Annotated in this window: 17 protein-coding genes and 1 tRNA gene; 8 read left to right on the plus strand and 10 right to left on the minus strand. The window is 41.7% G+C overall.

Annotation, left to right across the window (positions count from 1 at the left end; genetic code table 11):
* Positions 1-163: 163 nt before the first annotated feature.
* The 4 genes from BR06_RS0102640 to trpS all read left to right on the plus strand — a co-directional run bounded on the left by BR06_RS0102640 (position 164) and on the right by trpS (position 2,449).
* Positions 164-547 (plus strand): response regulator, encoded by a 384-nt coding sequence (locus tag BR06_RS0102640; protein WP_031479843.1) that lies wholly within the window; start codon positions 164-166, stop codon positions 545-547.
* Between the two features lie 127 nt (positions 548-674).
* Positions 675-751, plus strand: a tRNA-Trp gene (locus tag BR06_RS0102645).
* 40 nt (positions 752-791) lie between these two features.
* A complete protein-coding gene (locus BR06_RS0102650; protein ID WP_031479845.1) occupies positions 792-1,430 on the plus strand; it encodes a site-2 protease family protein in 639 nt (212 codons plus the stop codon).
* Positions 1,431-1,453: 23 nt separating this feature from the next.
* The gene (gene trpS / locus BR06_RS0102655) at positions 1,454-2,449 is read left to right on the plus strand and encodes a tryptophan--tRNA ligase (protein WP_031479848.1); all 996 of its coding nucleotides are present in this window, start codon (positions 1,454-1,456) and stop codon (positions 2,447-2,449) included.
* Between the two features lie 201 nt (positions 2,450-2,650).
* On the opposite strand, the gene BR06_RS0102660 is transcribed toward trpS, so the two are convergent.
* The 3 genes from BR06_RS0102660 to BR06_RS0102670 are packed head-to-tail and all read right to left on the minus strand — an operon-like array spanning position 2,651 to position 5,288.
* Positions 2,651-3,418, minus strand: coding sequence for an aminotransferase class IV (locus BR06_RS0102660; protein WP_031479850.1), 768 nt, complete (start codon positions 3,416-3,418; stop codon positions 2,651-2,653).
* Positions 3,419-3,430: 12 nt separating this feature from the next.
* The gene (locus BR06_RS0102665) at positions 3,431-4,744 is read right to left on the minus strand and encodes an anthranilate synthase component I family protein (RefSeq protein ID WP_031479852.1); all 1,314 of its coding nucleotides are present in this window, start codon (positions 4,742-4,744) and stop codon (positions 3,431-3,433) included.
* Positions 4,704-5,288, minus strand: coding sequence for an aminodeoxychorismate/anthranilate synthase component II (locus BR06_RS0102670; RefSeq protein WP_031479854.1), 585 nt, complete (start codon positions 5,286-5,288; stop codon positions 4,704-4,706). Before BR06_RS0102670 ends, BR06_RS0102665 begins: the two co-directional genes overlap by 41 nt.
* Positions 5,289-5,486: 198 nt before the next feature.
* Between BR06_RS0102670 and BR06_RS0102675 the strand changes: the two genes are divergently transcribed.
* Entirely contained in the window at positions 5,487-6,647 is a 1,161-nt protein-coding gene (locus tag BR06_RS0102675; RefSeq protein ID WP_031479856.1) for a pyridoxal phosphate-dependent aminotransferase, read from the plus strand.
* A gap of 103 nt (positions 6,648-6,750) precedes the next feature.
* Here the strand turns inward: BR06_RS0102675 and BR06_RS0102680 are convergent, their stop codons facing one another.
* The 4 genes from BR06_RS0102680 to BR06_RS0102695 form a co-directional block, all read right to left on the minus strand.
* Positions 6,751-7,413: a retron system putative HNH endonuclease gene (locus tag BR06_RS0102680; RefSeq protein WP_051676868.1), complete on the minus strand. Its 663-nt coding sequence runs from the start codon at positions 7,411-7,413 to the stop codon at positions 6,751-6,753.
* A 5-nt stretch (positions 7,414-7,418) separates the two neighbouring features.
* Positions 7,419-8,657, minus strand: coding sequence for an AAA family ATPase (locus BR06_RS0102685; RefSeq protein ID WP_031479860.1), 1,239 nt, complete (start codon positions 8,655-8,657; stop codon positions 7,419-7,421).
* 122 nt (positions 8,658-8,779) lie between these two features.
* Positions 8,780-11,896 (minus strand): efflux RND transporter permease subunit, encoded by a 3,117-nt coding sequence (locus BR06_RS0102690; protein ID WP_031479862.1) that lies wholly within the window; start codon positions 11,894-11,896, stop codon positions 8,780-8,782.
* A 27-nt stretch (positions 11,897-11,923) separates the two neighbouring features.
* Entirely contained in the window at positions 11,924-12,988 is a 1,065-nt protein-coding gene (locus tag BR06_RS0102695; RefSeq protein ID WP_031479864.1) for an efflux RND transporter periplasmic adaptor subunit, read from the minus strand.
* Positions 12,989-13,216: 228 nt separating this feature from the next.
* Between BR06_RS0102695 and BR06_RS0102700 the strand changes: the two genes are divergently transcribed.
* The gene (locus tag BR06_RS0102700) at positions 13,217-13,549 is read left to right on the plus strand and encodes a hypothetical protein (RefSeq protein WP_031479866.1); all 333 of its coding nucleotides are present in this window, start codon (positions 13,217-13,219) and stop codon (positions 13,547-13,549) included.
* 299 nt (positions 13,550-13,848) lie between these two features.
* Positions 13,849-14,679, plus strand: a complete 831-nt coding sequence (locus BR06_RS0102705) for a substrate-binding periplasmic protein (protein WP_031479868.1) — start codon at positions 13,849-13,851, stop codon at positions 14,677-14,679.
* 233 nt (positions 14,680-14,912) lie between these two features.
* On the opposite strand, the gene icd is transcribed toward BR06_RS0102705, so the two are convergent.
* Positions 14,913-16,058, minus strand: a complete 1,146-nt coding sequence (gene icd / locus BR06_RS0102710; RefSeq protein ID WP_156952635.1) for an NADP-dependent isocitrate dehydrogenase — start codon at positions 16,056-16,058, stop codon at positions 14,913-14,915.
* A 432-nt stretch (positions 16,059-16,490) separates the two neighbouring features.
* A complete protein-coding gene (locus BR06_RS0102715; protein ID WP_031479872.1) occupies positions 16,491-17,372 on the minus strand; it encodes a flagellin N-terminal helical domain-containing protein in 882 nt (293 codons plus the stop codon).
* Between the two features lie 888 nt (positions 17,373-18,260).
* Between BR06_RS0102715 and BR06_RS0102720 the strand changes: the two genes are divergently transcribed.
* Positions 18,261-20,801, plus strand: a complete 2,541-nt coding sequence (locus BR06_RS0102720; RefSeq protein ID WP_031479874.1) for a PAS domain S-box protein — start codon at positions 18,261-18,263, stop codon at positions 20,799-20,801.
* Here the strand turns inward: BR06_RS0102720 and BR06_RS0102725 are convergent.
* Positions 20,798-21,925 carry a glycoside hydrolase family 3 protein gene (locus BR06_RS0102725; protein ID WP_031479876.1) on the minus strand — a complete coding sequence of 376 codons (1,128 nt, stop codon included), beginning with the start codon at positions 21,923-21,925 and terminating at the stop codon, positions 20,798-20,800. The two genes, BR06_RS0102720 and BR06_RS0102725, sit on opposite strands and share 4 nt — an antisense overlap.
* Positions 21,926-21,935: the final 10 nt, after the last annotated feature.

Raw genomic sequence — 21,935 nt, forward strand, 5'->3', positions numbered from 1 at the left:
TGGAATTTAACAATGCCTTAGTTTTATTAAACTTTATAATCACTTCATATTTTTTGTACAAAATTTCAGCAGTCAGTACACAAAAACAATTAATTCCTGTTGACCAAAAGTTAAATGTTAAACTAAAGTAGGAAAGTGAATTAAGACTTTAAAGGAGTTGAATATGACTCAGCCTACAATTTTAGTCGTTGATGATGAGAAACATATACGGATGCTTTACAAGGAAGAACTGAAGGCCGAAGGATACGCTGTTGCAACATCCGACGGTGCAGAAGACATCCTTGCAGTCATTGAAAGAGAGTCTCCAAACCTTGTAATACTTGACATTAAGCTAGGTGTTAACAGGTCTGGGCTAGACTTACTTCAAGAGATACGGCAGCAAGATCAGAATCTTCCTGTAATCCTAAGTACAGCCTATGACAGTTTCAAGCATGATTTAAAATCCATTGCTGCTGATCATTATGTTGTTAAATCTGTCGACTTAAGTGAGCTTAAGGAAAAGGTAGTTCAAGCCCTTACCAAGGGTAACGAACTGAATTTGGATTAATATAATCAACCTTTTTATTGCAAAATATAAGGAGCCTATGAAAAATAGGTTCCTTTTTTTCTTGCCCATGCTGAAAGTTCGTGATAGCACCCACATGACTTCTTCGTAAGAAGAGCTTCATAAATGCAGGCCAGTAGTTCTAACGGCTAGAACGCCGGTCTCCAAAACCGGATGTTGCGGGTTCGAATCCCTCCTGGCCTGCCATTTATTTTCTCCCTTCAAATAAGCGAACAAACGGATACCAATGTTCGACATCGCAAATACAATCAAAGAAATAAGCATACTAGCTCTCCCCTTCCTTCTGGCAATCACTTGCCATGAGGCTGCGCATGGCTATGTCGCGTACCTGCTTGGTGATCCTACAGCTAAGAATGCGGGACGGTTGACTTTAAATCCCTTAAAGCACCTAGACCCCTTGGGTACATTGGCACTGGTTATGACCCGCATGATAGGCTGGGCAAAGCCTGTACCCGTCAACCCTTCCTATTTCAAGAATCCTCAGCGGGACATGATGCTTGTCTCCCTTGCTGGCCCCGGTGCCAACATGATTCTTGCTATTTTATTTGCCATGATACTTAAAGGGTTGATTGGCCTCGACCTGAACGGACTTTCTCCAACTATGCTGAAAGTAGTTGAGCCAGTAGCGTTAATATCAAAATCAGGCGTAATCATAAATTTAGCCCTATGCTTTTTTAATCTAATTCCTCTTCCACCATTAGACGGTAGTAAAATCCTTGCCGGATTCCTACCACCCGAATTAGCTTATAAATACATGTCGTTTAAGTACGGCTTTATCATTGTAATCTTGCTAGCAGTTCTCGGGCTTCTCGGAAAAATTATCAGCCCTGCAATATTCTTTTTCTACAAACTGCTACTCTACTAAAACACTAAACTTACTGTCGGACCATGAGCAAAATAAACAATCGCATCGTTTCAGGTATGAGACCTACGGGTCGCCTTCATTTAGGACATTATTTCGGAGTCCTAGTTAACTGGTTAAAAATTCAGGAAGACAACGAATGTTTTTTCTTCGTTGCTGACTGGCATGCACTGACCAGCGAATACACAGATCCCAGACGTATCAAAGGATTTGTTCCAGAACTCGTAAAAGACTGGGTTGCAGCGGGACTTGATCCTGAAAAATGCACAATTTTCCATCAGTCCGAAGTCAAAGAACACGCTGAATTGCACCTGATTCTTTCCATGCTGACACCAGTTGGCTGGCTTGAACGCAATCCTACATATAAAGAAATTCGTCAGGAACTCAGCCAGAAAGATTTGGCCACATACGGTTTCCTCGGATATCCGGTACTTATGGCTTCCGACATTCTTATGTACAAGCCATCGCGCGTACCAGTAGGTCAGGATCAACTTCCTCACCTTGAGCTTGCAAGAGAAATTGCTCGCAGATTTAACCATCTCAACGGCGAACATTTCCCTGAACCGGAAGCAATGCTCACAGAAGACGCAAAACTTCCAGGCCTTGATGGTCGCAAAATGAGCAAGAGCTACAACAACGGCATTTTCCTCGGCGAATCAGCTGAAGAAATGCGCCCTAAAGTTATGAGCATGCTCACAGACTCCAACAGAATGCGTAAAACTGATGTTGGAGATCCTGAAGTTTGTAACCTGTACCCGTATCACAAGCTTCTCACTGACAGTGAAAAGTGTGCTGAAATCGAAGAAGGTTGTCGTAACGCATCATGGGGTTGTGTTGACTGTAAGAAACTTCTCGCAGAGAACATGGCTAGCTTCCTTGCTCCTATGCACGAAAGACGCGCTCATCTCGACGAGAACCCAGACTTAGTCTGGCAGATTCTTGCTGACGGAACAGCAAAAGCTCGCGCTAGAGCACAGCAGAACATGGAAGAAATTCGCGAAAAAATCGGATTCAACTTCTAATCAAGTTTAACTAATTTAGTTTAGCTGAGGGCGGATTCGGGCTTCTAATATAGCCAACGTAGAAAAAATCCTAACTTCAAGTTGAATTAAACCTTAGGTTGAAACTGTTTCGCTGAAAGTAGTAAAATGAAAACGCCCTTTACAATACGTAAAGGGCGTTTTTTTGTTCCTTGTAAATTAGCAATGAGACTTCAATGTAAATTAAGTAAGCTCAAGTATATGATTTGTAATTTTATCAGCAACATCATGTTTGACATCAAACTGAACATCCCCGATTGCTGAAATAGGGATCATTCCACCTAGTGAATTCAGCGCAAACACATGATCAAATTTATTTACGGATTTTAAATACACTGACTCAGCTTCAATATGAATACACTTAGAAGCCACAATTTGCGAAGTACCCGGCAATTTGTATTCTGTCTGAGGCTCTATGTAGCGATCGCCCTTTTGAAAGAGTAGGGAGGCAAACGAAGACTCAAGCACTCGACCTTCGAAATCATGTAGCAGCCCGTCATTAAACCCTTCACCATGAGCGGACTGCCACGCGTTAAGGTAATCCATCCGGTTCATACTTTTATGACGCATAAGCGGTGTCAGGAAGACTTCTTTAGCGGGCATAAGCGACCAGACTAGATCCGGCTTGTACTGATGCGGAACAGCGGTAACCACGGGAACAGTCCTGCCACCCTCTGAAGGGAAAAATATATTTACGCGCGCGAAACTTTTTAGAAGCCCGTTAACTCCAACAACTTCTGCGATGATCTGCCCGTAATCAATTGCTTCTTCGATTATCTTAAATTTTTTGAGACTTGCACGAGCACGCTCTAGGTGCAAATCCAAATGGCAAACCTTGCTTCCGTTCCACGCAAGCGTTTCGAAAAAACCATATCCCGTTCTGAACCCCGGCTGCGATAAATCCATTTGAACTGAATCTTCGGCCAGTTTACCATTTTTATAATAAATCATGAATCCTCCAACTTAACTCTGCGATGGATTTAAAATTTTTCCAGCCTTGGCAATGGTCTCCAGATACTCTGCTTCGGGATCTGAATCGATAACAATTCCGCTTCCAGCCCAGTATGTAAGATCCTTTGTCGCCAGATCATACACCGCCGTCCTGATCGAAATTGATGAGACCATATCCTGTGGCCCGTTGATAACAACGACACTTCCGCAGTACGGCCCGCGACCATGCGGCTCAAGTTTCTCAATTAGCTCCATTGAACTTTTCTTCGGACATCCTGTGATTGACCCACCGGGAAAAGCGTTGAAAAATAGATCTATACAATCACGCCCTTCCGTAAGTTCTCCGCGCACTCGGCTGTACATCTGGAGCAGTTTATCCACGGCAAACACGGACTTATGATTATCTACGACCACTGATCCGTACTTACAATCAGCTGAAATATCATTTCGCACGAGATCCACAATCATAGAAAGCTCTGCGTCTTCTTTCGGAGATGACTTTAATTTATCTTCAAGCTCTGTAGAATACTCATCGAAGTGCAGCGTACCTTTGATGGGTTCAGATGTGACCTTGCCATTATCAACGCGCAGAAACAATTCGGGAGAGGTTGAAATAATCTGCTTATCACCGCTTTGAAACATTGCATAATATGGTGCAGGAAAATTCTTATTTAGCTCGAAAAACCATACAGCGGGGTCAAGTCCATCGATTCTAATACTAAACATTGTAGAAAGATTAAGCTGATAAGTAAGACCGTCTTTAATATACTCTAAAGTGTCTCGCACACCACCTTCATACTCGCTCTGATTAAGCGACATACTCACATCTTGAATGGCAATACTCGGCAAGTCAGTATCAATAATACTGCCAGCCTTATGTGATTCTTGAACGAGAGATAATGAAAGTGCGTCATCAGCACACAAACATTTTATACGGGACTGAGCTTCATCATATACCAATACGGCCTTATACTTTTTGAGATGAACAAACGGATACTGTGTAGACTTCGCAGTCGCTACGGAGCGCACAGCCTGTCCGCATTCATAGCTGACATATCCGATGGTCGGCCTGTCATCTGAAAAGGCGAAAGATTTAACGCCCTGCACAATTGAGTCAGCGAAAGAATCAACTGAAGAGCCATCCAGCGACTCAGCGCTAACAACTAACTCTCCATCAGGAAACAGTGCGATAAAACTTCGTCCGCATTCACCGAATCCCGGAGAGGTCAAAAGGACGTCAGCATTATGTAATTTTACAAAATGAGACGCAATTTCGCGGAATCTGTCAAAGCTGACTGATTCCGAAAAAATCGAGGGCGTAGTCAATAAAAACTCCGGCATCTTCTGTTAAAAAGGATTCTGGATGAAATTGATATCCAAGCAAAGGGCGCTCATTGTGGGCTATTGCCATTGGTACATACTGATTATTTGCGGCAATAACTTCAAGCCCCTGCCCTACTATTTCGCAATAAAGGGAATGATATCTGGCCACGGCTAAATGGTGACCAGCGAAGTCTATCTTCTCAGTGCGACCATGAAAACAACCTTCTAAGCGCGAAGTTTTTCCGCCGAAATGCTCATTAAGAATCTGCATACCGAGACATATACCCAGCACAGGTTTACCAGAGTTGAGCAAAGCGCCATAGCCACGGTAATCCTGCGGCGTACCAGGACCGGGTGACAGAACAAGTAGATCGAATTTATCGACATCAAAGGATAACTGAGTATGCTCGTCAACAAGATTATCCGCACACGGCAAAACATCTAAGTGCGAAACAACAAGAACCCTCGCCCCTACAATTTCTCTGACCAGCAGGTGCTCGAGGTTATTTGTAAAACTGTCGTTGTTATCGATCAGAAGGATTTTCATCGGCAAACCGCGTCATTAAAATATTTTCCAGTCAACATATGGCGTGAGTAGTTACTCCAGCAGGCGAACATGAGCAAGCTTATTGCACTTACCGTTCTGAGACTGTATACATCCGTTTCGAAACGGCACACAACAAAGTATTCATTATCAATTAGTCACATATATGCGGACTGATCGCAGTTTAATAAGGAGTTTATCATGGAATGTATTTCTAAGCGCGCCTGCGAGATCACGCCTTTTCTGGTCATGGATGTCCTTGAAGCGGCACAGAAAATGGAACGCGAAGGCAAAAATATAATTCACATGGAAATAGGGGAGCCTGATTTCGACACCCCCGAATGCATCAAAAAGGCGTGCTGCGAAGCCCTAGATAAAGGTGAGACACATTACACGCACAGCCTCGGCATTCCAGAACTGCGCGACGCCATCAGCAAATACCATAAAGAAAGATACAATGTAGATGTTGATCCGGGCCAAATAATTGTGACTCAAGGCACATCCCCTGCCATGCTCCTACTGTTCACATTCATCCTCGATCAGGGCGACAATGTCATCACATCTGACCCTTGCTATGCTTGCTACGACAATTTCATAAATTTTGCTGGAGCCAATCCAGTAAAAGTACTTACAAGTGAAGACGATGGATTTCAGTTCCGTCCTGAAGAAATAAAGAAAGTCATCACAGACAAAACTAAAGCTATTCTAATCAACTCTCCATCCAACCCTACAGGCACGCTTCTTTCTCCAGAGAACATGAAAAAGATAGCAGAATTAGGACCTTGGATTATATCAGATGAAATTTACCACGGCTTAGTTTACGGCGAGCAGGAGCATTCCATCCTCGAGTACACAGACCATGCATTCGTCTTAAACGGCTTCTCAAAGCTATTCGCAATGACAGGCTGGAGACTCGGTTATTTAATCGCGCCCAAAAAGTACGTACGGCCATTACAGAAACTTTGTCAGAACTTTTTCATATCAGCCAACACAATGGCTCAATGGGCCGGAGTAGCCGCCCTAACTGAATCATGGGATGACGTTAACCGCATCAAAGACATTTACAACGAACGCCGCAAGTTTCTAGTCAAACGACTACGCGAAATAGGATTCGATATCAAAGTCGAACCCACCGGAGCATTCTACATATTGGTTAACATGAAATCCTATGCGGAAAAATTCGAAGGAAGCTCCTACAAGCTAGCCTTCGATATTCTCGAAAAAGCAGAAATAGGCGTAACGCCCGGTATCGATTTCGGCGAAGGTGCAGAAGGGTTCATCAGATTTTCATACGCCAACTCTATTGAGAATTTGGAAGAAGGCATGAATAGATTTGAGAAGTATGTGAAAGAATTTAAATAGATTTGAAATTTAAATAGCCCTGCGAACTTTGGTTCACAGGGCTATTTAAATATTATTATAAGCGTAAAAACATCTAACTTAATAATGTAAAAAGTCTGGTATACTATCTTACATTTCGAAGACGTTTCTTCAAAAAATAAAGAACTACTCCGCAATACGGGCGTAGCTGACCTTCAGCATTGTGAGATTGGTATTCTTCGATTTTTCTTCGCAACTTCTGCTCAGTCCAAGTTCCACGTTTAGGCAGTTCCTTTAGAAGGCGCTTGACGATAGAACTCCTATTTGATTTTAAAAAAGGAACATTTAGATTTAACACACCACTTAGCTCAGTATTAAACTGGGTGTCATCTGAAGAAATAGTTCCATCAGGGCTATACTTAATTGAATCCTCAACTCTATCCCGTGCGGGATGACACCGAAGTGCCCCATCTCCTTTTTTTACATCACAATGTTCAACAGCCGATCCGCTGCCTTCATTACCACAACAAGCTCCAAGCATATTCGAATAGGTAAACTTTTTTTCTGGATAATTATGTTGGCATTGCCAATGCTCAAGCCGCATTGAGTTAGGATAAATCCTGTTCATACAGTAGCAACAAAGATAGCCCTGCTCTTTACATAATTCTTCTTGAAGAGCTTGTTTTGCTTGCGGAGTAATATCGTCGTTAAAATCACCAGTGTAGTTATCAAAATCTATTAATTCGCTATTATCTCGTTTCCAATCAAGAACTTCCTGAGGCTCAGAGTTTTTATGAATATTCAGCATGCGAATTACTCTGATAGTTCCAGCATAGTACGAGCCTCAATCAATGCCGGAATTTCACCAAATTCAATCTCATTCTTTTTAATTAGATCTCTGGCATCGTCAAATTTTTCATCTTCAATATATTCATATATTGCTTCAAGATCAGTTTCCAAGCTCTCCGTAAATTCATCCTGCCCCATAACTTCAGTCAACACATCTGAGACGCTCAACCCTTTACTTCTAACAGGCTTTTCATATTGAATATCACCATTCGCATCTCGATATAAAGAAATAATATTATCAGCCGAAACTTCACTAAGAATTTGCGGAGAATGAGTTGTAACTATAAACTGACATTTAGGAAAATTTTCAAGCAAGGCCGGAATAACTTTACGTTGCCATTTAGGATGCAAGTGGAGATCTATTTCATCGATAATTAGTATATGTTCAGCTTCCAATGGATTAGTTCCATCAACCACATCAATAACAACACTCACTGCAATAGCGGCAATCAATCCAACAAAAACATGTTCTCCTAATGACAGCTGATCCAACGTGAGGGAAATACGTTTATCTCCAATGCCCTTAACTACTTCTACAGAATTCTTTGTATTACTATAAGTAATCCTTGATAGTCCGGTAATATTTTCAACAACCTGCTTTACAGCCTGCAATTTAGGGTTCAAATTAAAGGTCTTAGGCTGATTTCCGTCATCAACATAAGAACGAAAGGCTGCATTTTCAAAATCTTCCTGAGTCTTAATCCAATCAAATGCATAAGAGTAGGAAGCATTATTTACTAGCATCAAATTAAGTCTAGAGTCTTTTCTGACAACCTCTCTTATGTGACTATCTGGTGGAGAATCTGAAAAGCCAACTCCTCTTTCTGCGGGAAAATAAGCACGTTCAATAAAATCTACACGAGAAAATTCGTCTTTTAAAGTACTTTTAAAGTCATCTGGAGAGCTGCTACCAGTTACAGATATAGACTTACCTTCTCGGTTAAAACAAAGAGTACGAAGAGCGTGATCAGTCGAATTGAAAATATCAAATGGCTGTATTTGCAGCATATTCTCAAGAGACGTACGCTCGTCGCCTGCAACATGATTTAAACGAGACCCTATAAGTCCTCGGACAATAGCAACAAGAATAGTCGATTTACCGCAACCATTATCCCCAACAAGCACATTCAATCGTTTATCAAATTCAATATCTAAATCGCGGATACCGCGAAAATTCTTAAGAGATAGTTTTTCAACGTACATAATAGGATTCTCCAAGCAGATTATAAAAAAATTCCCACCGCCAAGAAATCTTGCCGATGGGAATATAAGTACAATATCAAGCCCTGTTACTCAAGGTGCTAGATTATTATTTTTTAACCCCCTTACCCCTCGAATTTCTCCCCACCAATCTTCTCCATCTTAATAAAGAACATCAGTAGCGCGGGAATCATGAACACTGTGAATACAGTAGATAGCGCGAGTCCGCCTAGTACAACGGCTCCTAACCCTCGGTAGAGTTCCGAACCTGGGCCGGGTGCAATAGCCAGTGGCAACATTCCGAAAATCGATGTTGTCGCTGACATGTAAATTGGCCTTAGCCTCGACCTCGTCGCGTCAAGTACTGCCTCTTTGTGATCCATTCCGCCTTGTCGCACATTGTTCAGCGACTGATGCACAATGAGAATAGCGTTATTTACCACTACCCCGATTAGGATAACGAAACCTAGCATCGTCAGCACGTCAAGCGGCTGCGGTGCTATGAATATGTTTTCGAGTTGTAATCCTAAGAATCCACCTGCGCCCGCTAGAGGTACAGTCAGCAGGATAATAAACGGGTAAATGAAGTTCCCGAACAGAGCCGCCATAAGTAGGTATGTGATGATAATTGCCAGCAAGAAGTTCCACTGCATCGCCTCACGAGTCTGGGTCAGCTTGTCTGCCGCCCCACTCATTCTTACGTTTACATCTTCAAGAAGTCCCATCTCCCTTACTTTCGGGATGAGGTTATTCTGAATGATGTCCATAGCTTCTTCAAGCGGCATAGATTTAGGAGGCGTAATCTGCAAAGTCACGGTCCTCTGCCTTTCTAAGTGGCGAATCTGAGTAATCCCGTAAGTCCTTTCTATATTGGATAGCGATGAAATCGGTACAGCCCAACCTTGTGGAGTAGCAATCAGTGAACTGAAAAGTTCTTCCGGTGTGCTGACTCCTGCTTCTGATGCTTTTAATTTCAAATCTATTTTCTTTTTGCCTTCTTCTTTATAATCACCAATCTTGCGACCATCCATCAAAACATCAATTGCATCACCCATCTCACGGCTAGTCATTCCTGCCGCGCGGACTCTATCACGATCAGGTACAATTCTTACCTCAGGGTAAAGCATTTCGAGCGAAGGAATAGGCCTGACCTGCGCACCCGGCACAGCGCCTCTTGCCATACCAAACATCGTTCCGGCAGCAGCAATAAGACGATTCATATCAGATCCACTAAAGTCTACCGCAACCATACGCCCTTTACCGAGACCGGACTCAAAGATTGAGGCCTGAATACTAACCCCGAACATACCGGGGATTGAATTCATAATCTTACCAAAAAGCGGTATTAATTCAGCAGGGCGTTCCTCATCCTCGGAAATTGCTCCGAAAAGATTAATGGTGGGTGCTGATACATAAAATAGCTGATCAATTGCGGGAAAGCCATCTTTCTCCTTATGCATATGTGGTTCAACCTGCGAAGAAATAAATTCTCCGATGGAATCACGTTCTTCATACGAAAGGCCCGGTGGTGGAATCAAGATTGACAAAACCAAGTTTCTATTTCCCTGCGGCAGATATTCCATTTTCGGGAAGAAGGAAATCACTAGCAAAGCCGATGCTACCACCAGAATCACGACGGTTGAAATCCTTGTCATCCAGTTTCGAATGGAAAGCTCAAGCACTGCCATGATCCAGTTGGAACATTTTGCACCAAGTCTGGTAAGGACATTGTTTCTGACTTTTTTCTCTTTACCGGAAAGTGAATAGAACTGCTTTGCAAGCATGGGAATTACGGAAACAGATACAAACAAAGACAAAGAAATAGCACATGTTACCGCAATGGCGATATCTTTGAATAGCTGCCCTGCTTCTTCCTCAATAAATACAACAGGAAGGAATACGGCAACGGTGGTAAGTGTAGAGGCCAAAACCGCGCCCCAAACTTCACTTGCTCCGTCATAGGCCGCTTTGTACGGAGGCTTGCCCATACTTCGATGTCGATCAATATTTTCCAAAACTACGATGGCGTTATCTACTAACATCCCCACCGCAAAGGAAATGCCGGACATACTTACAATATTTAAAGATCTTCCTAACCCTCCAAAAACAATGAAGGAACCTACCACCGAAATAGGTATAGCGATGGCAACGATGATTGTAGACGATAATGACTGCAAAAAGATGAGCAAAACAATAATGGCTAGAATACCACCGATTATGATGTTCTGTTTTACCAGATCAATAGCTCCCATAATGTACGGAGCCTGATCGTAAACCCAGTCCAAATACACGCCTTCTTTAGCTAACATTCCTTCGTTTAGGGAATCAACAACAGCACGTACATCGCGGGTAACATCAAGAACGTTTGCCCCAGGCTCAGGCTTTACGCCGATAGCAATCCCGGGAACTCCATTATTGTACATAGCTACATCGGCTTTTTTGAAGCCGGGCAAGACCTTGCCGACATCGCCAATGGTTACTCTCTGCTGGCCAGAAGAAGTAATTACGACAGCCTCAATTTCTGCGGGTGAACGAAATTCAGATGTGGTGCGGATACGGTAATCCCTTCTACCTACCCCCATGTTACCGGCTGAAACATTCGTATTTTCGCTTTTAAGAACTTCCGTAACTTTCGCGATTGTAAGATTATATGCAGCCAGCTTTTCAGGAGCAATTATGACATGCATCTCTTTTTTGGTACCACCACCAATAAACAGGTCCGCGACACCATCAACACGCTCAAGATATTGCCGCACATCGTTTTCAAAATACGTGGCAAATTCATCGATGCGAGCGGTGCTACCGTCCTTCACCTTGAAAATCATCCAAATGACGGGGGAAGTTGCCGCGCCTGTGGCGGTAATAACTGGCCTGTCAGAATCAGCAGGATATTTCTTAACTTCATTCAGTTTATTGGAAACCCTGAGCAAAGCATCATCAACATTGGTACCAATTTTAAATCTCAGTGAGATGCGCCCCAAATTGTTGAAGCACTCAGACTCCATTTCCAGCAAGCCCGTAACACCTTTCAGAACATTTTCCTGTTCCTCAATGATATCGCGCTCGATCTCATATGGAGTCGCTCCATTCCAAACAGTTTCAACCGTAATTTCAGGTTCAGTAACTGTCGGTGAAAGCTGGTAAGGAAGCCCCGTAAGAGCAAGGGTACCGAAAAGCACCAGCAGGATAACTCCCACCATTATTGATACGGGCTTCTCAATTGAAAATTTTACAAAATCCATAACGTTTAAACTCCAGACAGATGGTAACTACTTATTATCAATGACTACAGCCTGTCCGGGCCTTAGTCTTTCATTTCCCTTAACAACAACGTCCATATCAGCAGCTAAACCCTTACCGCGCACTCCGGCATTCATGCCTTTGTACCCAATAACCTGAACAGGAACAGGAGTTGCTTTGCCGTCGACAATGATAATCACCATTGTTGCGCCGCGCATAGAGATCACTGCATCACGTGGAACTACAACTGTTTCGCTGGCAAGACCGGACGGCAGAGAAACTCTAGCCTCCATCCCTTGTGCAAGGCTGTTATCACCATGAACCCGAATCTTTACAGGAAAAGTACGGCTGGCAACATCGCCGCGTGGAATAACAGCAAAGACCTGCCCTGTAAGTTCTTTACCACCGACACTTATGCCAACTTCAAGACCCGGCTTAACAACCTGTGAAACATCCTGAGGAACATTTACGACAACGTCATAGCTGGTATTCATGCCTATTTTGGCAACTTCTTCACCGCGTGAAATCCATTCTCCAAGATATACGGTTCTTTTAATAACCACTCCGTCAAATGGAGCGCGGATCGTCTTTTTGGAATGCTGAATTTGGAGCATGCGCAATTGGGCCATGGAAGAGGCCATTTCACTTTCCATTGCCATCGCTCTAAATCTTTTGGAGTCATATTCACCTTCATGGACAGACCCACCTTTGAAAAGTTTGGTGATACGTTCATTATCGCGCTGAGCTGACTGATAATTAGCCTTGGCTTCAGCATAAGCGGCTTTGGATGCTCTAATCTCAGTATTTAGTAGATCTGAACCAAGGCGGATCAGCACATCACCCTTTTTAACCTGATTACCTTCCTCAACTTCAACCTTCACAACTTTACCGGTAACCTCTGATGCAACATCTGAAACTTCCGAAAAGTAAACCGTACCGATATATGCCGACTCAGGAGCCACTTGACCGGAATATGATTTGGCAATCACAACATGAGCCGGCGGCATCTGAGGAGCTTTTTTTTCTTCAGCAGCAAAAGCTGTAACTGTTGACAACAAGAACAAACATAAAACTAAAAGTTGAACCTTACGCATATTATATCTCCAGTAATAATTGTGCCCATTTAATGAATGATTCATTACGCAAGTTTTTATTTTAGTCAACACTGTTCACTATCTACAAAAGCGTATAAACTAAGGGGTCTCACCATATAAAACAAACGAATGTTTAAACATATTATGCAAAATATAAACTAAGTATGATTGACGGCACGAGTAATTCTTGTTTAGTTTTTTAAATCAAGCCTTTTAAACAGGAAAAATATGAAAACTCTGCTCACTTCACTTTTATTTTTTTTCTCAATTTTCATTGCTGGACCATCTGAAGCTGTCACCATAAAGAATAAGTGCAGCTACCCCGTAGCCGGATCACTTCGCTATGAAGAAAGCAATGTGATGTTTGCTCAATTCAGATTGGTCCCGGGCCAAAAGATACACCTTGGTAAAGGTATTTTTAATACAAAATTAATTTTGCGCACCATTCCCGATGCTGGAATGGATGAAGCCGCGCCCATTACAAGTACAAATTTAAAAACACCGGATTGTTACGTTGAGCTGAAGTCTTCTGATGAGGGGATAAAGGTCAGCGTGGATTAACTTCCTAACTGAGCGCGCCTCCCAGCCATCGTTTGGATAAAGAATGGCGAACAAATCACTGAAATATTTTAGCCCTATAATTTTCAAAAAAAAGCCAGCCTCAAATGAGACTGGCTTTTTTGTAATTTGGATGAATCTGATAAACTTGTAGTTATATAGAATTAAAATATTTTAAAGTTGATATAGTTAACAAAATCAGCGTATGTTAATTTTAATAACCCGACACTCAATGGGCTTAGGACGCTCTTACAATATCAAGAATATCAGCTTATTACATATTTATAGGAATGAAAGTAGCTATGCTCACCCGCAAGTCATTTGGAATATTCTTCATAAGCCTCTTTATTATTAGCTTATCTTGCCTGAGAGCCTTCGCCCATGCGGAAGTAAATATTTCCTCCGTAATATATCCTCCGATAATATCTAAACAGGTTATTCCCGGTCTTGGATATGGAATACTCAGAGATATTACGACTGAGTCTTTTAAGGCTGTCGCGGTAAAAGTAAATTATGATTTATTACCTATGGCAAGAAATGTTTGGTCAGTCGTGCAGGAGCAGGATTCCATTTGTTTAGGAAGTATAGAGTGGTTTAAAGAGCAGGAAAAAGATGTAATTGTTGATCATGTTGAGATTATTAACCTCACATTCAAGGCTTTTTATAAAAAAAGTAGATTCCCACACAGGATTACATTCGACTCGCTGGATGAATTAAGAAAATACACTTTTGGAAATGTTCGAGGTAGCAGTAGCCAGCAAACTTTTGATAATGCAAAAATTAAAACAGACCTGGTCAGAAATATACAGCTGAATTTTAAAAAATTAAATCTCGGACGATTTGATTTTGCAATTTCACTAGATGTGACCGGAAACTATTTAATTAGAAAGCTGTTTCCAAATCGTGTTTCCGAGTTTGCAAAGATTGAAAAGCCTTTGCTCAAAGCAACTCTTTCACTCATAATTTTAAAAGAGCAATCGAGATTAAAAGAACACTTTATGGAAGGATTAAGCATAATTGCGAAAAATGGAACATACTACAATATCTTAAAAAAATATTACGGTGAGGATGAAATTCCTAAGGGAACTATACCTAAATCTATCCTGCATCTTATGAAAGAAAATAAGAGATAAAGTGCGATGACTACATGAAATTTACCGTTCTAATGTTAACCCTAATAGCACTTGCTTCACATGCTAGAGCGAGAATATCAACATAGTCCGAATAACAAGAAAGCATTGTTAGAGCTGATTATTTTTACTGAAGAGTGAGCTTTAGTTAAAAAAACTTGAAAATATTAAAATGGAAAGCCCTTCCGATGCATGCATCGAGAGGGCTTTCTATTTTATATCTATATAACTGAGATCTACAAGTTAGCGAGAATAATCTCACCGAACTCTTTACAACCTACGGTTGTCGCTCCGCTGATCTGGCTTGAAAGATCAATGGTAACTTTTTTGTCAGCCAAGGCTTTTTCGACAGCATTTCTGACCAGCTCAGCTGCTTCACCGCAACCGATATGCTCAAGCATCATTGCACCGGAAAGAATCAAGCTACCCGGGTTAGCCATGTCTTTTCCTGCGATGGTAGGAGCTGTTCCGTGAGTTGCCTCGTAGAATGCAAGAGTATCGCCCATGTTAACACCTGGTGAAAGACCAAGTCCGCCAACCTGTGCGGCCAGTGCATCGGAAAGGTAATCACCGTTAAGGTTGGTTGTAGCAAGAACGCTGTATTTTTCAGGACGCATAAGCAGTTCCTGGAACATAGCATCAGCAATACGGTCGTTGATTACAACTTTACCGTCAGCTTCTTCGCCTTCTTTTACAACTCTACCAGCGTAATCTTCCTCAGCAAGATCATAACCCCACTGACGGAATCCACCCTCAGTGTACTTCATGATATTACCTTTATGAACCAAAGTTACGGACTCGCGGTTTTGCTCAAGAGCAAAATCAAGTGCTCTGCGAACTAATCGTTTTGATCCTGCTGGAGTGATTGGCTTAATGCCGATTCCAGCGGTGGGGTCAATTTTAGCGCCCATTTCGTCAACTAAAAAGTCGATGACTCTTTTTGCTTCAGGAGAATTGGAGCTCCACTCAATTCCAGCGTAAACGTCCTCTGTGTTTTCACGGAAAACGACAATATCAACTAAATCAGGTCTTTTGACAGGAGATTCAATGCCCTTGAAATATTGGATAGGACGGATACAAGCATACAAGTCAAAAGTTTGACGGATAGTAACGTTCAAGGAACGGAAACCTTTTCCAACTGGAGTCTGAAGAGGTCCTTTCATAGCCAGATCAGCAGTCTTCAAGGTATCAAGAGTAGCCTGAGGTAGATATTCACCGGTTGCTTTAAAAGCTTTTTCACCAGCAAGAAGTTCCTGCCAGTCCAGTGTTTTAGCACCGCCGTACGCTTTATCAAGCGCAGCGTTAATAATTGGACGTGTAGGACCCCATACTTCTGGGCCAATACCATCACCTTCGATGTAATATACTGTTCTTTTAGACAAAACTATCTCCTTGTGTAGGCGCATAGCTCTCTTTTCAGAAAGCAATGCAAATGGATATGCTACGGCATGGCACACATGTAGGTCCCACAATGAACCATACCTGACCAGATTAAATGTGAGTCATCTGAAGGATCACACCGGATACGCAATTTGCGTGAGATGCTGCTTTTTTTTCGTACGCATAGAAGTGTAAAATAAACAGTCTTCTGGATATGAGTGGTGTATTAAGCGAACATCTTTGCTCCGAGAAGCTCGGATTCAGAAGATGTTTATATGGTAAATTTGCAAAAAAGTAAACTTTTAGTACATTGTGAAAATTTGCTCATATATAATTAGTAATGCGCAACATTCATTTAAAAATAACTGCAAACACGAAAAGGGAGATCCGAGTTAACGGACCTCCCTTTCTGAGTATTGTCACCCACTGGTTAATTAACCAATGAGCTGCATTGCCATTCTCGGCATATTATTAGCCTGTCCTAGCATGGCCACTGCGGCCTGAGTCAAGATCTGGTTCTTAGTGAACTCAGTCATTTCAGTCGCGACGTCGACATCGGAAATACGTGATTCCGAAGCCTGAACGTTTTCAGCCTGGATTGAGAGGTTGGTAATGGTATTTTCCAGTCTATTCTGGAGAGAACCAAGGTTTGCACGAATCTTATCCTTGGATATGATTGCGTTATTCAGCTTATCAAGAGACTGCTGTGCAAGAGCCTGAGTGGAGATGGAGTTACCAGCGGCAGCACCAACACCAAGAGCAGATGCAGTAGAAGTATTGATAGAGACGTAGTAATAATCTTCCGCACTGTCATTACCAGATCCGAAATGGACCTTAACAGGGCCGGTAGCTGTTAGAGTATTACCGTTATGAGCAGAGTTCTCACCGGACAAGTTACCGTTAAGAAGGTGAATTCCGTTGAAGTCAGTTGCGTTGGCAATACGAGTAATTTCTGACGCCATGGCCTGATATTCAGAGTCGATGATCAAACGCTGGTCAGAGTTGTAAGTACCGGTGGCTGCCTGTGTGGCAAGTTCCTTCATTCGAATCAACTTTTCATCGATAACCCCGAGCGCTCCGTCAGCGGTCTGGATCATAGAGATAGCATCATTTGCGTTACGCATACCCTGATTCAAAGTCTTAACATCAGCACGCATCAGTTCGCGAATTGCGAGACCAGCTGCATCATCTGCTGCGGATCCAACGCGGAGACCAGAAGACAGTCTACGAGTTGAAACGCCAAGGTCGTTGTAAGCTGCACCAAGGTTACGGTTAGCATTCATTGCCATCATGTTGTGATTAATTACGAGCGACATAATAATTCCTCCTTGAATTATTTAAGAAAGTACGCCTAAGTGGTTCCTTCCACTTCGACCTAAGAACTAGTTGAATTAACATGTAAATTTTTCCCCTTTATTTCATAAAGTACCCTCCGGAACAGTTAGACTTGTAGCCTTAGGCCACAGAGTCCGGTAAAAACCGTCGTCGTTTAGAGGACATTTCAGCACTACCCGCTTTCGGACTCACGTAGGTGTCCGCCTAGTCTTTCAACAAATGCGCGGGACTCCTTAATGAATCCGCGACTCTTTGCAGGCACAGCTTTTAACGGCGTCGATTCTCACTTGTCCCATATTGGGAAATTTTCCTTATGCAGACTAAGCCCGCACATTACCAACCTCCGAGAATCTTCACCAAGCCAAGTGTTGAGTATGACCACTCTAAAGACATGCTTTCCCCGAACTCTCACCTCCGTTAGCAGTTAAAAAACTTTTCTCTGCCACGAACGATGCAACGGCCGTGCCTAAAGAAATGTTAATTAAAAGAAAGGTTCAGTTAATAACATTAAGAGTCTGTTTATATTAATTTTTTAATAATAAACAAAAAGATATATTTACGAAAGAAGGGAAACATAGGCAGGCATAAGGAAACATTTTCCTAATTGGATACGGAAAAAGATTCCTGCTTTGGCAGATAGAAGAATGGTAGTTTTACAAGAAATATAAAAAAGACATTCGGCGGATGTTATGAATATTTAAAGAGCTTTAACTCTAGGTGATATGAGTAAAACTAAACATAATCTCTTTACAAAACTAAGCTTCTTGATCTAATTTTATTAGTATTAATTACATAATCGTACTGATAAAAATTTCATTTTGAATTATCATTAAGACAACCTCACAAACCCATTTGGATTATTTAATTCAATGAAGATACGAAGCATCCACAAACTCAATGAGCAAATTCGAAACTACCTTTGCTCCTTCCTCACTGTATTTATTACAAGTTTGCTCTTTTCGCTTATGCTATTCTTTTGGATGATAGATAAAGACATCAATGAAAGGACAGATACATGGTCCAGCTATTTCGCAACAAGAATTGAATTCATTGAAAGCATCATTCATTCGAAATACCCACTCAATCATGGGATTATTACTATGATCAGAATTAACCCTGATGGTAGAATAATTAATAGCAGGCCGCATTTAGCTAATGAAGAAAATATCTCAAAGACTCCCCTCTACAAATCCATTCATAAATTTAAACCCGGACAAATCGGTTTAATAAAAAATGGTGACGAAAATGGGGATCACCGCGAAACACTCTATATGGTTAAGAGGCTAGACAGCTCTTTTGTAATCGCGGAATTATCTTCCGAAACATTGCTTCCAGTTATCCCACACAAAACTGAACTTTTTATTTTTGACAAAAATAACAACTGCATTTTTCACACAGCAGACACGTACAAACTACGCAAAGATAAAATCAGAATGATCATGTTTTCCTCAATGAGAATTTTTGCATCATCCAAAATCAAAGTCTATAAAGCTGGATCGTTTACCGTCTCAGCAGTTAAAAACATCTCGGCGGAGTTCTACGGAGCTACTCTCTTTATGTTACTGGCTCTTGCAGCAGTAGTTGCAATTCTTAAACGTTCAAATCGTCTAACTTGGGACTTGGCAGGCACTGAAGACGACTTCATTCGCATAAAGAAACTGCTCGCAAATGTCTCGATGATGCCCGGAAAAAAACTTAAGCATTTACCGGCTATTGAATATGCTGCTGAAAAAATAAGACAAGTAGATTGGAAGGCTGAAGCTGATAAAATGTCTTTTATGGAAAATAAAGAGTATATACTAACAACGTCTTTTTTTGCAGGCAATATACTGCAATTGCTAGATGAAATATCTGCCCACTCAAACAAGCTTGCCGCTTCAAGACATGAATACAGAGATTTGGTTCAAAGGGCGCACAGCATTATATTAAGAATTGATCTTGATGGTAGATGTTCCTTCTTTAATGAATACGCCGAATCATTTTTCGGATTCTCGCAAGAAGAAATAGTCGGTAAAAAGATCGTTGGGACACTTATTCAGAAAACAGAGAATGGCAATTCCAAGTTAGAAAAAATGATCAAGGATATTACGGCATATCCTGAAATAAATCAGGTTAGCACGAACCAGAATATCCGTAAGAACGGATCCTTGGTCTGGGTACACTGGACCAACAGCCCAGTATACGACGAGAACGGACATACTGTTGAAGTTCTCTCTATCGGTACGGATATTACTGAACGCAAAATGGTAGAGGAAGAATTATTCCGGACAAAAAACTATATCCGTAACATTATCGACTCCATGCCCTCAGTAATTATTGGAGTGAATAGCAGTGGTGAAATCGTACACTTCAACTCCAAAGCAGAAGACAGCTCAATTATCCCATCAAATGAACTACTAGGTAAAAAGGTTTCTACGGCCTTTCCACTTTTGAAAAAGTATTCTGCCAGAATATATAAAGCCATCGAAACTGAAGTCCCGGAAATAGAAATACGTGCGCAGTTACCTTCCGCAGAGCAACAATTTCAAGATATTATGATCTACCCCCTGACGGGCGACGTAAAAGGGGCGGTTATAAGAATCGACGATGCTACTGAACGCGCCCGCATTGAAGACATCATGATCCAGACCGAAAAAATGATGTCTGTCGGAGGGCTTGCCGCCGGTATGGCTCATGAGATCAACAATCCGCTGGGCGGCATTTTACAAGGCATTCAAAATATAGTGAGAAGATTTTCACCGGACTTAGATTCGAACAGAAAAGCTGCAAAAAAAGTTGGTTGTGACATAGACTCTGTTCTTGCCTACGTAGAAGAACGCAAAATATTGCAAACCATCGATGGTATAACTGAATCCGGAGTGCGTGCGGCGGAAATAGTTTCACGCATGCTTGAGTTCAGCCGCAAAAGCGATTCTAGCAAGACATTAAATGATATTAAGACATTGATGGACAAATCCATTGATCTGGCAACGCAGGATTACAACCCCAATAAGAAGTATGATTTTAAACAAATAACAATAAATAAATCCTATGCAGACAACCTGAGTTCGGCTCTGTGCTCAGCAACCGAAATTGAGCAAGTATTCCTCAACTTGCTACGAAACTCTGCTCAAGCCATGTATGATTGGGCAGAAATGAAGGACCACCCTAAAATTGATATTTCAATTAAAAACTTGGGTGAAATCATAAAGTGCACTGTTTCGGACAATGGTCCCGGAATGACAAAAGACATAAGAAAACGGGCTTTTGAACCATTTTACACAACCAAAGACCCTGGGTACGGAACAGGTCTCGGTTTATCCGTTTCATATTTTATCATCACTCAAAATCATAAAGGAAGCCTTAGTGTGGAATCTTCACCAGAGCGCGGAACCACCTTCACAATAATGATTCCAGCCGTTTCGAGCTAATATTCAGCTAAGGGCAATCTTTGTTTTAAAAGCATTATACGGTCGTACGACTGCCTGATCCTTTGCTCGGAAATTTTACCGTCAGAAACTAATTCTTTTAATATAGAGACAGCCTTTGAACCAAGTCCCGGTTCATATATAAGGTTGTTACCAAAAAGCAGAATATCCGCACCAGCTTCAACAGCCTTGTGTACTCCCTCTTTAAAACCGTATTCTCCACTTACAGCCTGCATCTGCATATCATCAGTAATAATGACACCTTCAAAACCCAGATCATCACGAAGAATTCCTGTGATCACATTTCTGGAAAGAGTTGCGGGGTACTTTGAATCGAGAGCACTATTGAATATATGCGCAGTCATGATCATATCAGCCTTCTTAATATTGATCAGTGCGCTGAATGGAATTATCTCGTCTGGTGACCATGAATCCGTAACATCAGTAAATCCTTTATGACTATCGGCAGCCGAACTACCGTGCCCGGGAAAATGTTTCAGACAGGAAATAATATTTTCAGAATGCAATCCGTCAATAAAAGCTTCCGCAAACTCGGAAACAATTATCGGATCATCCGAAAAACTGCGTTGCAAGGCCGAAATAACAGGATTAGCGGCATTGCGATTAACATCAACAACAGGCGCAAAATCAACATTAACTCCAACTGTGCGAAGAGTCGTTCCGATGGTCTTTCCTGCTTTATATGAAGCTTTCAAGTCTCCGCTATTACCGAGTTCTCCCGCAGAATAAGTTGTGGGAAAACCTCTATCTGCGGCAAATCTGCAAATGAGGCCGCCTTCTTGATCCGCAGCAATCAAAAGAGGTATATCGGCATGATTCTGAAGATTAGACGTAAGCAACTTCACTTGCTTATAGTCAAACACATTACGCTCTGTGCTATTTAGTGCGCAATCTTTGCTAAAAAGAATAACTCCACCTATTTTAGACTCAGTAATATCCCTGACAATAAAACTGTTAGGCTTAGCATCCATTCCCCTGAAACCGACCATAACCATCTGCCCTATCATTATATCCAAATCAGCAGACTCAGCAGGGACGCTTTTCAGCCCACAACTGGACAAAGAAATTATCATTAACAAAAAAAAGACAGTTTTAAATTTATTCACTTTAACCCCG

It is taken from the genome of Maridesulfovibrio frigidus DSM 17176, assembly GCF_000711735.1.
GTDB lineage: Bacteria > Desulfobacterota > Desulfovibrionia > Desulfovibrionales > Desulfovibrionaceae > Maridesulfovibrio > Maridesulfovibrio frigidus.